The organism is Pseudomonas sp. GW823-FHT06B06 (assembly GCF_058795195.1).
The window spans coordinates 1-14,858 of the sequence record NZ_JBXAHO010000072.1 but is presented as its reverse complement, the minus strand read 5'-3'; the positions used below and the strand labels follow the sequence as shown (position 1 = coordinate 14,858).

Sequence of the window (14,858 nt, the reverse complement as noted above, 5' to 3'; positions counted from 1 at the left end):
AGGACCGGAGCGAGGGCATGCCGAGCCTTAGCGAGGCACCGAACGCCAGGGGCAAGAGCCCTTGGTTACTTGGGGCTTTTCCAAGTGACTCGCCGTAAGGGCGAAACCCTAAGTAGCCGTTACCGAAGCAATGGATATGTACTCAGTCACAAACCCCCATTGGCCGCCAGGACGCCATCGCCGGCAAGCCTGGCTCCTACAAGGGTTTCATTCCGCCGTGAGTGCGTAACGGGCGTTACAGCAGCGACAGGGTGTAGTTGATGATGAAGCGATTCTGCTCAACATTGCGCCCGGCATCGGTGTTCGACTTGCCATTGCGCACGCTGAAGGCAAGCCCCCTGAGCGAACCCGACTGAATCACATAGTCCAGCGTCATATCACGCTCCCACTCAGACTGGTCCGCAGCGTTTTGCGCCTTGATATCCGTGCCCTTGAGATACGCCACTGACGCCTTCAGGCCCGGGATTCCAAGGGGTGCGAAGTCATAGGTGTATTGACCGAAACGGGTTTGCTCCCCAGCGCGGGCAAAGCTCTGGATCATGCGATCGGTGGGCAAGTAGACGCTGCCACCACCCGCGCCTTTATCCACCAGGCTGCCCTGGTTGGGCTGGACGAAGTTGCTGCCATCGCCCACTTGCTGGTAACCGAGCGCCACGGCATGGCCGCCGTTGGTATAGGTAACCATGGCAGCCCAGGTGTCGTTATCGATTTCACCGTTGTTGTCATCGGTGTAACCCGAGACGCGATAGCCTTGAGCTCTACCTGCGGCGGAGCTGTTGGCACCGCTGGAGGTGGTGCGGAAATAGCGCAGGTCCGTGGTGATGGCGCTTGCACTGTCGATGGCCAGGCTGTGTGTCAGGCCGAGGAAGTTCTGGTTGTAGAAATCTTCCAACTGCGCGAAGTAGTACTGTGCCTTCAGCGCCTTGGTCACCTCGTAGTCGCCCCCGGCGAAATAGAACTTGTTGCTGTCCCGGGTACCACCGGCAACCGACAGGCCGGTTCGATCGGTCGAGGCACGACCGACTGCGTGCTCCAGCAACCCGCCGGTCAGGGTCAGGCCATCGATGTCTTTTGACGTGACCTGGCCGCCGGTGAACGATTGCGGCAGCACGCGGGCATCGTTGGACAGCAGTATCGGCAGCTTCGGCAACAACGTGCCGTAACGCAGTTCGGTCTTGGCGATGCGCATCTTCGCCGTGGGACCGAAGCTGCTCCAGGCATCGGCCGCACCGTCGCCCTTCGAGGGAATCATGCCGCTGCCGACGTGGCGACCGGCGCCGCTGTCCAGGGTAATCCCTTGCAACGCCTGGGCATCAAGCCCGAACCCCAGGGTGCCTTGGGTGAATCCCGACTCATAACGCAGCACAAAACCCTGGGCCGCCTCTTCGGTCTTGGAAGGGTCTGCGCTGCCGTCGCGGTTATCGCTGTTAAAGTACAGGGTACGCATGGAAAGGCTGGCCTTGCTGTCTTCCAGAAAGCCGCGTGCGCCAGGCTCTGCTGCCTGTGCGCCGATCGAACCGCCGAACAACAGGATGGCGGCGGGAATTGCTCGTTTGAACATGCGGTACTCCTCAAGAGGGTCACGTCGAAATATTTGTGAAACTCTTAGAACATTTCGAGGCACGAACTTCAAACGAGATGAAAGTAATTTCCGTAGAGGGATAAGAGTTGTCGCAATGAGGTACGCAACCTCATGGTTTTTGAAAAACGACCAGGGGGATTTTCATCGAAATCGGACGTGCCGAAGGCCCCCTGTAGGAGCGAGCATGCTCGCGATGGTCGTCAACGATGACGCTGGCTACCTGACACCCCGCGGTGTTCTCGGGTTTCTCGCGAGCATGCTCGCTCCTACAGGGTGTTGCGCGTCACGGCTGCTCAGGCCAGCGCCTGTTCCCGGATCAGCTTCTTGTTGATCTTGCCAACGCTGGTCTTGGGAATCTCAGCCACGAACTTGAACTGCTTGGGAATCGCCCATTTATTGATCCGGCCGATCTCGACGAACCCTTGCAGGTGCGCCTCGAGGATCTTGCGGTCCAGGTACTGTCCCGGCTCGCACACCACCAGGGCCATGGGCCGTTCTCCCCATTGCTCATCGGCAATGCCCACCACCGCGACCGACAGCACCGCCTGGTGTTCGCTGATCAGGCTTTCCAGCTCCAGGGAGCTGATCCACTCCCCGCCGGTCTTGATCACGTCCTTGATGCGATCCTTGATTTCCACACCGCCCAACGGGTCGATGGAAGCCATGTCGCCAGTGTGCAACCAGCCGTCCTGCCACAGCTCGGCGCCTTTTTGCGGCTCCTTCAAGTAGCCTTGTGTCAGCCAGGGCGCGCGCACCACGATCTCGCCCAGGGACTCGCCGTCATGGACCACGTCATTGCCACTGGCATCGATGATTTTCAGGTCGACCATCGGCACCGGGGTACCGGTCTTGATGCGTGTCGGCAGTTGCGCCTGGGCCGATAGCTTGCGGTCTTCATCGCGCAGGTAAGTCAGGCACAGCAGCGGGCAGGTTTCCGACATGCCGTAGCCAGCGTGCACCACCATGCCTTTTGCACTGGCTTCGCTGGCAAGACCCAAGGGCAGCGCACTGCCACCCAGGAGCATTTTCCAGCCGTTGAAATCGGCGGACTTGCCTTGCTCACAGGTGAGGAGCATTTGCAGGATGGTCGGCACACAGTGGGAAAACGTCACCTTCTCCTCCTGATAAAGCCGGACCAGGCTATTGGGTTCGTAGCGGCCGGGGTACACCTGCTTGATGCCCATCAGGGTAGCGACGTAAGGCACGCCCCAGGCATGCACATGGAACATCGGCGTGATCGGCATGTACACGTCATCGGAACGCAGCAGCGGCGTCCCCTGGTAGACGCCCAATGTCCCCACGGCATTCAAGGTGTGCAGGACCAACTGGCGATGGGTGAAATACACGCCCTTGGGGTCGCCGGTGGTGCCGGTGGTGTAGAACAGCGTCGCTACCGAATTCTCGTCGAAATCGGGAAAGTCATACTGGTCCGAACACTGCGACAGCAACTGCTCGTACTCGCCCTGCACGGGTAATGAAGTATCGGATGCCTGGTCATCGGTGAGCTGCACAAAGCCTTTGACCGTGGTCAGCCGCCCCTGGATCTGCTCGACCAGCGGCAGGAAATCGTCATGCACCAGCACCAGGTCATCCTCGGCGTGGTTCATGGTGAACAGCACCTGCTCCGGCGACAGGCGAATGTTCACCGTGTGCAGCACCGCGCCAATCATCGGCACGGCGAAGAAGCATTCCAGGTAGCGGTGGCTGTCCCAGTCAAGCAGGGCCACGGTGTCCCCGGCCTTGACCCCGGCCGCAGTCAACGCATTGGCCAGGCGGCGGATGCGCTGGTTGAGGGTCTGGTAGCTGTAGCGCAGCTTGTCGGCGTAGACGATTTCCCGACCCGGTTCGTAGCGCACCCCGGACAGCAGCAATTGCTTGATCAGCAAGGGATAGGCATAGGCGCCTTCGGCGGGTGGAATTATTTTTGTCGCCATCATGATTAAGGTTCCTTGTCCTTTAGAACTGGTCGGCTTGCAGCTCGTAGAGGCAGTCGCTTCCGGCTTTGGCCGATGCGCTCAACGAGTGGATACGTGGCAGCAACCGGGCGAAGTAGAAACGCGCGGTGGCCAGCTTGCTGGTGTAGAAATCGTCCTCGGCATCGCCGCTGACGACGGCCTTGGCCATGCGCGCCCACATGTAGGCGTACGCGGTGTAGCCAAACACGTGCAGGTACTCGACAGAGGCCGCGCCGATTTCATTTGGGTTGCCCTGTGCCCGATCCAGCAGCCACGCGGTCAGTTCATCGAGGGTGTCCACGGCGGCGTTCAACGGCTGGGTGAACTCATCAAGTTCGGCGCTGGCGTTGGCGGTGAAGTTGCGGATTTCCGAAGCAAACAGGCGGTAGAGCGCCCCACCGCTGCCGACAATCTTGCGCCCGGCCAGGTCCAGGGACTGGATGCCGTTGGTGCCTTCGTAGATTTGCGTGATGCGCACGTCGCGCACCAGTTGCTCCTGGCCCCACTCGCGAATGTAGCCATGGCCGCCGAAAATCATCTGCCCGTGCAGGGTCGTTTCCAGGCCCATGTCGGTGAGAAATGCCTTCGCCACCGGGGTCAGCAACGACACCAGTTCCTGGGCACGCGTGCGGGTTGTCGGGTCTTCGCTGTATTTGGCGATGTCCAGTTGCAGGGCCACGTAGCTGGAGAACGCACGGCCACCTTCGTTCAGGGCCTTCATAGTCAACAGCATGCGCCGTACGTCAGGGTGGACGATGATCGGATCGGCGGCCTTGTCTTTGTTCTGCGCGCCGGTAGGTGCACGGCTCTGCAAGCGATCACGAGCATAGGCGACGGCGTTCTGATAGGAACGCTCGCCCTGCGCCAGGCCCTGGATGCCCACGCCCAGGCGCTCGTAGTTCATCATGGTGAACATCGCCGCCAGCCCCTTGTTCGGCGCATCGACGATCCAGCCGGTGGCGCCGTCGAAGTTCATCACGCAGGTGGCCGACGCCTTGATCCCCATCTTGTGTTCGATGGAGCCGCAGGACAGCGCATTGTTTTCACCCAGCGATCCGTCGGCGTTGACCAGCACCTTGGGCACCAGGAACAGCGAGATGCCTTTTGGGCCTGCCGGGGCATCGGGCAGTCGCGCCAGTACCAGGTGGATGATGTTTTCGGTCAGGTCGTGGTCGCCGCCGGTGATGAAAATCTTGCTGCCGCTGACCTTGTAGCTGCCATCGGCCTGGGGCTCGGCGCGAGTGCGGATCATGCCCAGGTCGGTGCCGGCATGGGCCTCGGTCAGGCACATGGAACCGGTCCAGGTGCCGGCGTACATGTTCGGCAGGTAACGCGCCTTGAGTTCTTCACTGGCGTGCGCCTTGATCGACAGGCAGGCGCCGGCGGTCAGCATCGGGTACAGGCCGAACGACAGGCTGGCCGAGTTGACCATCTCTTCGACCTGGGCCGAAATGGCCTTGGGCATGCCCATGCCACCGTACTGCGGATCACCGCCCACCCCAACCCAACCGCCTTCGGCGAAGGCTTGATAGGCCTCGGCAAAACCGTCCGGTGCGGTCACCGACCCGTTGCTCCAGGTGCAGCCCTGCTCGTCCGTCGCGCGGTTCAAGGGTGCGATGACTTCGCCACTGATCTTGCCGGCTTCTTCGAGGATGGCGGCAGCGGTTTCTTCATCGATCACGTCGGCCAGGCCAGGCAAACTGGCCCACAGCCGGGACACCTGGAAGACCTCGTTGAGGACGAAGCGCATGTCGCGCAGGGGAGCTTTGTAATCAGACATCTTGACTTACTCGGAAGTGGTCACGGCATGGGGCATGCCGGGACGTTCAGTGGATTCAATGATTTCGGCTGCCGCAACAGCACCGGGTTGCGGTGCCCGTTCACGCAGCAGGAAGTACGACAGGGCCGGAATCAGGATCAGCGCGCCGAGCATGTTCCAAAGGAACATGAAGGTCAGCAGGATGCCCATGTCGGCCTGGAACTTGATCGGCGACCAGACCCAGCACACCACGCCGGCGGCCAGTGTGATGCCCACCAGCCCGACCACCCGGCCGGTGAACGACACGGCGTTGCGGTAGGCCTGGGACAGTGGCAGGCCCTGGCGCTGGAAGTGCAATTGCACGCTGAGCAGATACAGTGCGTAGTCCACACCGATCCCCACACCCAAGGCGATCACCGGCAAGGTCGCGACTTTCACGCCGATGCCCATGGCCACCATCAGCGCTTCGCACAGGATCGAAGTCAGCACCAGTGGCAGCAGCGCCACCAGCGTGGCGCGCCAGCTGCGGAAAGTGATCAGGCAGAACAGCGTCACCGCCAGGTAGACGTACAGCAGCATGGTACGGTTGGCCTCGCGCACCACGATGTTGGTGGCCGCTTCGATCCCGGCACTGCCGGCCGCCAACAGGAACTGGCGATCGTCAGTACTGTTTTCCTTGGCGAACTTGTCGGCGATCGCCACCACGGCATCCAGGGTCTCCGCCTTGTGATCCTTGAGGAAGGCAATCACCGGCATCAGCGAGCAGTTGTTGTTGAACAGCTCCGGAGAGTTGACCGAGGCTTGCTGCGCGGCATAGTTCAGCACGTCCTGGTTGCGCTGGATGCTGTTGAGCTTGGGGTTGCCTTCATAGGTGCCGGCGGTGATCTGGCGTACCGCGTTGACCAGTGAGGACGTCGCCTGCACACCCGGATACTGCTGCAGCTCCCAGGCCAGGCGATCGGCGAGGATCAGGGTCTTGTAGTTCAGGCAGCCTTCCGGCGCGGTCTTGATCATCACCGCGAACAGGTCGCTGGACAGCGCGTAGTGGCTGGTGATGTAGGCGTTGTCGCGGTTGTAGCGCGAGTCGGCGCGCAACTCCGGCGCCCCACTTTCAAGGTCGCCGATCTTCAGTTGCAGGCTGACCGTGAAGCCGCCAATGCCCATCAGCACCGCGACCAGCACGGCGCCCGTCGCCCACTTGCGCGTGGTGAAACGATCGAGCAGGTCCCAGAGTTTGCCGAAGCCCTTGTGGTGCTCGGCACGGTTGTCGATTTTCAGCGCACGCTCGGCCGCCTTGCGGCCGACGCCGATGTAGGACAGCGCCACCGGCATCAGCAACAGTGAGGTGAAGATCAGTACCGCGACACCGATGCTGGCGGTGATCGCCAGGTCCTGGATCACCGGAATGTCGATCAGCATCAGCACGGCAAAGCCCACGGCGTCAGCCAGCAATGCAGTGACGCCAGCGATGAACAGGCGGCGGAAGGTGTAGCGCGCGGCAATCAGTTTGTGGGTGCCACGGGCGATGTCCTGCATGATGCCGTTCATCTTCTGCGCGGCGTGTGACACACCGATGGCGAAGATCAGGAACGGTACCAGCACCGAGTACGGGTCGATGGCGTAGCCCAGCCAGGCGACGATGCCCAGTTGCCAGACTACCGCGATCAGCGAGCAGCCGACCACCAACAAGGTGCTGCGCACACAACGGGTGTAGGCGTAGATGATGATCAGCGAGGTGACCACGGCCAGCCCGAAGAACATCATCACCTGGATCAGGCCGTCGATCAGGTCGCCCATCAGCTTGGCGAAACCGATCACCCGCACCTTGTACGGGCCCTTGCCCTCTTCCCCGGATTTACGCGCCGCGCTGTCGCCGGCGAATTCGATCTTGTCGCGCAACTGCTCTTCGAGCATCTGCGAGAACTGATGGTAGTTGATGCGCTGGCCACCTGCGGCGGACTTGTCCAGCAGCGGTACGACGAGCATGCTCGACTTGTAGTCGCTGGCGACCAGGCTGCCGACGATGCCGGCGCGGGAAATGTTCTGGCGCAATTGTTCGATTTGCTCAGGTTTGCCCTCATAGGTATCAGGCATCACCGGGCCACCCTGGAAGCCTTGCTCGGTGACTTCAGTCCAGCGTACCGCCGGGCTCCACAAGGACTTCATCCACGCACGGTCGACGCCTTCAGTGAGGAACAACTGGTCGTTGACCTGCTTGAGTACGTCAAGGTACTGAGGGTCGAAAATGTCACCCTGGGTGTTCTCGACCACCACCCGCACCGAGTTGCCCAGGCCGCGCAGCGACTGGCGGTTCTCCAGGAAATTCTGGATGTAGGGCTGGCTCTGCGGAATCATTTTTTCGAAGCTGGGGCGCAGTTCCAGGCGGGTCACCGCCATGAAGCCCAGGACCACGGTGGCCAAGGCCATCAGCAGCATGAACAGCGGACGGTAGTTGAACACCAGCCGTTCGAGCAGGTTGCCGGAGCGGCGGTCGAAATCACGCAGCTCGCGAATCACCGGCATGGCGTCTTGTTTGATATTGCCCATGTCTGGGGTCTCGCTCTTAGGGTTCGAGGGCTGGATCGGCGGCTAACACCTGGGCGCCACGGCTGCCCGCTACCACCAATGCGCCGTCGGCGGACTGGGTGGCACCGGCAACCGGGGTGCGTGCCGGTTGCTGCACCAGGTGCATGTGCGCACCTGTGCCCTGGCTGACCAGCATCTGCCCGCCCTGGGTGAACAGGCGGTAATGGCCACGGGCATCGACGAGGCCGGCGGTAATGCTGATGTGCAGACCAGTGTCCAACGGGGTCCAGCTCTGCCCGCCGTCGGTACTGCGCAGCACGTTGCCGCGCAAGCCGTAGACAAGCACTTCGCCAGGCTTGCCGATGACACCGAAGAAGCTGCCCTGATAGGGCGTCTCCACGGCGGTGAAGCGTTGAGCCTGCTCATCCCATTTGAGCAACAGGCCTTGTTCGCCGGCGATGTACAGGCTGTCACCAGTGGAGGCGATGGCATTGAGGTGCAAGCCTTGCGGGTTGTCGGTGCGATCCTGCAACGGCGTCCAGCTCATGCCGCCATCGTCAGTGCGCAGGATCAGGTTGAACACGCCGACCACATAGCCGACTTGGTCATTGGCGAACCACACATCGAGTAGCGGTTTATCGGCACCCTGCTCCAGCAGTCGCTGACCTTCGGCGACCAGCAGCGGCCACTGTTCGTTGCCCGGCTCGGCACTGGCCAGCGCCGTGTAATGCTTGACCAGCAAGTTGCCGATCTGGCGGCCGTCGAGTTGCTTGTTCCAGGTCGCGCCAGCGTCGCTCGTGTGCAACACCACACCGTCATTGCCTACCGCCCAGCCCTGGGTGGGGCCGGAAAAACTCACGGCGGTCAAGTCGGCGCTGACCGGTACGGCAGCCTGCTGCCAGTGCTTGCCAGCGTCATCGGAAAACAGGATATGGCCGCGCTGGCCAACGGCGATCACGCGCTCACCGGCGCGGGCCATGCCGGACAGCGGGCTATTGCTGGCCAAGGCACTGACCCTGGCAGGCAGGTCCAGCACATCAACGTAATCGGCTGCGTGGGTGACGCCCTGCAACAGGCCGAGCGCCAGGCCAAACGCCACGTGCTTGAAATTCTTATACGAACACATACCGCGTCCTCTTCGGAAAACCGCGCCGGGACACACAGCCGTGTGCCCGACGTTCGAACCTGGCGCCCGCGACGATCAGCGTCGACCGCGCGGGCACATTTTTGCGGTTGGCTTAGCGAATGCCGCTGCCGGCCAGGGATTCCGACGACCATTGGGCCTTGGAGAGCGGATCGATGTACTTGATGCCGCCGTAAGGGCCGACTACACCGTTGATGTTGTAGGAGCCACCGACCAGGTCGTAGATCATGAAAGGCGTGGAGTCCGGCACCTGCTTGTCATAGCTCTGGCTGAGGAACGCGAAGGAACCACGATAGAGCTGGCCACGGGCGTCATACTGATCCGAGGCCAAAGCGCTCCAGCTGTCTTCGTCGAGGTAGAAGCGGCGCTTGGCATAGATGTGCCGGGCACCGGCCTTGAGGTTGCCTTCCACGACCCATACGCGGTGTTTTTCCCAGCGCACGAAGTCTGGTGCGAGGTGATTGGCGGTGGTCAGCGACTTCGGATCCTGGGCGTAGGTCAGCTTGTAGGTGTTGTAGGGCACGATCATTTCCTGCTTGCCCACCAGCTTCCAGTCGTAGCGATCCAGCGCACCGTTGAACACGAACACATCGTCATAAGTGCCCGCACCCGCAGTCCCTGGGTTCGGCGTGTCGTACGCCAGGTTAGGCGCCAGCTTCACCCGACGCTGCCCCGGCAGGTATTGCCAGGCGCGGCGTGGTTGCTGCAGCGGGTTGGCCGCGTCCTTGAGCATTACCGCCTCGCCGGCGCGACGTGCCGGGCCGGTGTAGGACAGCTTCATCTGGTAGTACACATCGGCGCTGCTGATCGGCTGCGTCAGGTTCTCGTAGATCGGATAGGAGATGAACGCCTGCCCGGTGGTGGCCAGGCTTGGCACGCCGGCGGAGTCAACGTTCCAGGAGTCGTACTTGGAGTTGATGCTCACGCCCTGATAACGCAAGAGGAAGTTCCACATCGCTTCGTTGCCCGATTGCGGAATCGGGAACGGTACGCCCGGCAGCACGTTGTCGATGGCCAACCCGCCTTCGAGTGACTTGGCGCCGCTGGCGTTCTTCACGCCGTTATCGAGGATGGCTTTTGGCAGCGAAACGGTGCGGTGGGTCGGGAACACGTCGACACGGAAAGTCGGAAAGCGCTTGGCCAGTTCCACCGTGGTGGCGGTGAGCATGCCCTTGTACTGGTCGACGTTCTTGCCATCGATCACCAGCAGCGGTTTTTCACTGGCAAACGGGTCCGGGCGCATGCTGTCACCGGCTTTGAAACTGGCTGGCGGCGTGGTCAGGCCACCGTTGTAGGCCGGAATCGAACCATCGGCATTGCCGGCCTTTTCGGCGCCCACCAGGGTCAGGCTGGTGCCCAGCTTGGCAGCGTCCTGGGTTGAAACAGCGGCCTGTACCTGGGCGGCAAGGACCATGGCCAGCGAAGCGGCCAACACGGTTTTCACGAATTTCATCTTGTTATTCTCCTGCTTGCATTGAGCAAATCAGTGGTGCATCAAAAGGTTGTTTTCATCGTCAGGTACACAGCGCCACGGTCCTCAGTCGTGGCACCACCACCGGAAAAGGACGAATAGCCACCGGCGTAACAGGCGTAGTTTTCGTTGCCGCTGAAGGCATTCGGCGCAGCGCCGTCACCTCCGGTCGGGCCAGTACTCACGCCACTGACATTGCACTTGTCGGCCTTGCCGAAAGAGTCCACGTATTTCAGGTCGACGAAGTATTTGTTGTACACAACGGCGCCGAGGCCGACTGCGTAGTTACCGGTGTCCTTGGCACCGCCACCGGAAACCGGTGAAACGCCATCGAGACCGAGGTTGACGGACATCGGTGCGTTGAGGTCGACACCGGGAAACACCTGGTACCAGGTCGGTGTGAAGTTGACCGCGATGCCCCAGTTGTCACGGGTCGGCTGATCGATACCGTGGTAAGTGCCCTTGCCTTTGTAGAGCGCTTCGTTCTTGCTATCGAGCTTGAGCAAGTTGCTGTAGTACAACTCGGCGAGCAGGGTCGCCGAATCGAACACGGGCGTTTTCGGCATGGTCATCAGACCGTTGACCGTCCAGTGCAGGGTGTCGCCGGTGGCGGCCATGCTGTCGCCCTTTTCCGGGGTGTCATAGATCACGCCGGTTCCGGGTGTGCGCGCCGGCAGCAGGCCGAGCCCCTGGCCCAGGCCCAGGGGACTGGTGGTGCTGACGACGGCTGGAATACTGGCCAGCGGCATGTTGTGCCGGACGTTCAGGTCCGAGCCCACGCTCACCCCGCCCACGTCCTTGGACAGGCTCAGGCCAACGATCTTGATGTTGTCGGCATAGGCCATCTGATAGGTGGCGGTGCTCAGCGAGTTGAGCGTATTGATGACCGCGGGCACCTGGCCGGCTGGCCGGGTTCCGTTCGGGTTGGCCGAACTCAGGCCACGGGCATCGAGCCAGGCTTGCGGGAGGATTTCCGAGGTTTCGCGGTAGTAGACGCCGAGGGTGCCGTCCAGCCAGGCTGGCGACCACTTGGCCATGAGGCCCCAGTCGCCGCGCTTGTCCGGTGTCAGGTCGTGCCCGCGACGCACGTTGGTCAAGCCGTTGCACGGCGCCAGGCCGCAACCCAGAGGACTGCCAGGCACGACAGCATTAGTGTTACCCAGCAGGAACGACTTTGCGCCGAAACCGACCAGGTCGGAGCCGCCATAGTAGGTGCCGGCTTCTGGAAGACGCGCTTCATCCCAGTCGAGAAAGTATTGGGCCGCCAGGGTCAACTCAGGGTTCACGGTGAACGACATCGACAGCTGATTGCGCGGTACGAACAGCTCCTTGGCTTCGGTGCCCGGCGACGCGGCCAGCTTGGCCAGGTCCAGGCCGGACTGGCCGTAGCTGATCGAATGCACCGGATTGAGAATGGTCTCGCCCCAGAACACGTTGTGCTGGCCAGCCTTGAAGCTCAGCATCGACTCCTCGCCCACTTCGGTGCTGTAGAACACGAAGGCGTCGAGGATTTCGCCGGACGGACCCGTGTAGTAACGCTGGGCATAGTTGCTCAGGTGCGGGCTGCCGTTGCCGACGTTGTCATTGGTGACCCCGGCCAGGCGCGGGTCGTTGGCGATCAGGCCCGAGGTCGAACCGTTGCCGTTGACGAACGGGTTGGAATTGGAACCGGTGTTCTCGTAGGCCTTGTCGTACCAACCGGCGGCGCTTACGCGAAAGCCCATGTGGTTCTGATAGACCACGTCCATCTCGGTCAACAGGTCGACGCGGTTGGTGATGTTGGTGCCAGACCTACGGAAGTTGTAGTCGCCGTCGTTGTTGTTGGGCGTGCCCAACATACGTTTGTCCGCGCTTTCGGTGCGTACGCCGTAGTTGTACTTGACGGTGTTATCCACGCGAACGTTCCAGTCCGGGTTACCTGTCTCGATCTCGACCGCATGGGCCGTCGGCACCGTTGCCGCGAGAATGGCCGAGGCCAGCAAGGTGTAGCGTGAAGCGGTGAACCCGTGACTCTTGTTGTGGTGCATAGCGTTGTCTCCGCCTTTTTGTATTTGTTTTAAGCGCAGCAGGCCCCGCGTAACCCCTTGTTCCAGGGGTTTACGTTTTTCAGGATAGGGGCGGATACCGGATGGCGCGGGCCAACCGGCGCCTGAACTAGCGATCCAGCTCGAGGATCAGGGCTTCGGCTTGCGGCCAGTGCCCGTACCCGGCAGCAGGATTGAGATGACCGACATCGCCCAGGTTGAGCAGCTCGCTACCCCAGCCTTCGGCCAGGTGCGTAACGGCTTGCAGGCTGGCGAGGTGGTCGTTGGTACTGGCGGCCACGAGGCTGCGAAATGGCAGCGGGCCTTTGGGTAGAGGGTCCCAACCCTGGCTACGCAGGGTTTCAGGCGATGGGTAGCCAGACGGCCAAGGGGCATCGAGGTCAGGTGGAGCGGCCAGCAGCGCGCCCTTGATCGGCCGGCTGTGCTGCGCGGCCCAGTGCGCGACCATCAGGACACCGGCGCTATGGGCGACCAGGATCACCGGCCCGTCGATCTGTTCCAGTGCATGCTGGATCGCTTGCACGCGTTTGTTGCAATCGAGCTTGTCGGCCTCCAGCGGCGGCACGCTACGTACCTTGCTCAGCCTGGCTTCAAGCAACGTCTGCCAATGTTCGGCGACGTGCTCACGCAGGCCCGGTACGATCAGAACGGTTGCGGCAGTTTGCAGTTTGTCCACTTCAACACCTACGCTTTCTCGATGACTCGACTGGCTCTGTCGCCAGGGGCTTTTTGTAGGACTGACATTAAAGAGCGCCCACCCCAGGCGCTTTTCATTGGACGTCAGGCACTTTTCTTTTCATGACAAACGTTTCGGTGATGGCGCGGTGCGACCACCGGTCGAAAATCTCAGCAAGTTCTGTGCGGGTCACTGTAATCAATGGGTGAGCCTCGATGAGGCAGGTTCAAGAGTGGTAAATCGGACAGCAATGGGCGGGTGCAATCGCTCACTTAACAACTGTTGCAATTGCTGATGCGCTGGATATAGTCGCCACGCTCAATTGAATTGCAATCGGCCCAGGAAAGACCTTCGCATGACCAAGCTTGTTCGCGCCGCCGTCTTGACCAACTACCTGGAGGTCACCCAATACCTGGGGTTCAACCCACGCGATTTGCTGGCCAGCGTTGGCTTGTCCAGGGCTTTGCTGCAGGCCCCGGAACATCGCATCCCCATCGATTCCGCCGTGCGCCTGCTGGAGGATTCAGCCTCTGCCAGCGGCTGCCAGACCTTCGGTTTGAGCATGGCCGAATCACGCCAGCTCTCGGACTTCGGCGTGGTCAGCCTGCTGCTCAGCCATCAGCGCACGCTGCGCGATGCCTTGCAGGTGGTGGTGCATTACCGGCACTTGATGAATGACTCGCTGGCCATCTTCATTGAAGAGGCCGGCAAGATGGTGATCATTCGCGAAGAGGTGGTCACCGAATCGCCGATGCCCTGTCGACAGGCCACCGAGCTGGCCATCGGCGTGATGTTCCGCCTGTGCGCCGCCCTGCTCGGCTCACACTGGCACCCCTACAGCGTCAACTTCACCCACCAGGCCCCCGACAACCTTCAACTGCACCGCCGCCTGTTCGGCTGCACCCTGGAGTTCGGCAGTGAGTTCAACGGCATCGTCTGCGCCGGCGCCAGCCTGGACATGACCAACCCCAACGCCGACCCTGCCATGGCGCGCTATGCCCAGAGCTACCTCGATTCGCTGCAAAGCCACCAAGGCACTTCGATGCTGTTCGAAGTGCGCAAGGCCATCTACCTGCTGCTGCCGATGGGCCGTGCCACCATCGAACAGGTCGCGCAGAGCCAGGGCATGAACGTGCGCACGCTGCAACGTCGCCTCAAGGATGATGGATGTGCCTTCAACGATGTGATCAACGACGTGCGCCGCGACCTGGTGCTGCGTTACCTGGACAACCCGAATTACTCGCTCAGTCGCATTGCCGACATGCTTGGCTACTCAATGGCGAGTTCGTTTACGCGCTGGTTCATCAGCCAGTTCGGCATGCCTCCGGCGACGTGGCGCGCGCAAAAGCAGGGTTCGGCAAAAGCCCCGTCGGATGCAGCCCCACCCAAGCCCTCCTGATTATCACGCCTGTTGTGGGAGCGGACTTGCTCGCGAAGGCGGCCTGACAGCCGACCAGTCGCTTGCGGTTGTACCCGATCTACTGTGGGAGCGAGCCTGCTCGCGAAAGCGGCCTGTCAGCGGACCAGTCGCTTGCGGTTGTACCCGATCTACTGTGGGAGCGAGCCTGCTCGCGAAGGCGGCCTGACAGCGGACCAATTTCTTTCAGGTGTACATATCCATTCCTGCGGTAACGGCCACTTAGGGTTTCGCTTTTACAGCGAGTCACTTGGAAGAGCCCCAAGTAACCAAGGGCTCTTGC

General features: G+C 61.5%; 9 protein-coding genes. 1 reads left to right on the top strand and 8 read right to left on the bottom strand.

Going from position 1 to position 14,858, the window contains the following annotated elements:
* Positions 1–235: 235 nt before the first annotated feature.
* From AC1Q8Q_RS31365 to AC1Q8Q_RS31330, 8 genes are all read right to left on the bottom strand, one after another.
* Positions 236–1,561: an OprD family porin gene (locus AC1Q8Q_RS31365; protein ID WP_020800020.1), complete on the bottom strand. Its 1,326-nt coding sequence runs from the start codon at positions 1,559–1,561 to the stop codon at positions 236–238.
* 314 nt (positions 1,562–1,875) lie between these two features.
* Positions 1,876–3,519, bottom strand: coding sequence for a fatty acid--CoA ligase (locus AC1Q8Q_RS31360; RefSeq protein ID WP_492615940.1), 1,644 nt, complete (start codon positions 3,517–3,519; stop codon positions 1,876–1,878).
* 19 nt (positions 3,520–3,538) lie between these two features.
* Positions 3,539–5,317, bottom strand: coding sequence for an acyl-CoA dehydrogenase C-terminal domain-containing protein (locus AC1Q8Q_RS31355; RefSeq protein WP_492615939.1), 1,779 nt, complete (start codon positions 5,315–5,317; stop codon positions 3,539–3,541).
* Positions 5,318–5,323: 6 nt separating this feature from the next.
* Positions 5,324–7,843 (bottom strand): efflux RND transporter permease subunit, encoded by a 2,520-nt coding sequence (locus tag AC1Q8Q_RS31350; protein ID WP_492615938.1) that lies wholly within the window; start codon positions 7,841–7,843, stop codon positions 5,324–5,326.
* A 16-nt stretch (positions 7,844–7,859) separates the two neighbouring features.
* Positions 7,860–8,948, bottom strand: a complete 1,089-nt coding sequence (locus AC1Q8Q_RS31345; protein WP_489328061.1) for a WD40/YVTN/BNR-like repeat-containing protein — start codon at positions 8,946–8,948, stop codon at positions 7,860–7,862.
* A gap of 112 nt (positions 8,949–9,060) precedes the next feature.
* Positions 9,061–10,419 (bottom strand): DUF1329 domain-containing protein, encoded by a 1,359-nt coding sequence (locus AC1Q8Q_RS31340; RefSeq protein WP_020800025.1) that lies wholly within the window; start codon positions 10,417–10,419, stop codon positions 9,061–9,063.
* A gap of 41 nt (positions 10,420–10,460) precedes the next feature.
* Complete coding sequence (locus tag AC1Q8Q_RS31335) at positions 10,461–12,464, bottom strand: DUF1302 domain-containing protein (protein WP_492615937.1); 2,004 nt, start codon at positions 12,462–12,464, stop codon at positions 10,461–10,463.
* A 127-nt stretch (positions 12,465–12,591) separates the two neighbouring features.
* The gene (locus tag AC1Q8Q_RS31330; protein WP_020800027.1) at positions 12,592–13,158 is read right to left on the bottom strand and encodes an RBBP9/YdeN family alpha/beta hydrolase; all 567 of its coding nucleotides are present in this window, start codon (positions 13,156–13,158) and stop codon (positions 12,592–12,594) included.
* Positions 13,159–13,513: 355 nt separating this feature from the next.
* On the opposite strand from AC1Q8Q_RS31330, the gene AC1Q8Q_RS31325 reads away from it, so the two are divergent.
* Positions 13,514–14,557 (top strand): AraC family transcriptional regulator, encoded by a 1,044-nt coding sequence (locus AC1Q8Q_RS31325; protein ID WP_168757894.1) that lies wholly within the window; start codon positions 13,514–13,516, stop codon positions 14,555–14,557.
* The last annotated feature ends 301 nt before the right edge of the window (positions 14,558–14,858 follow it).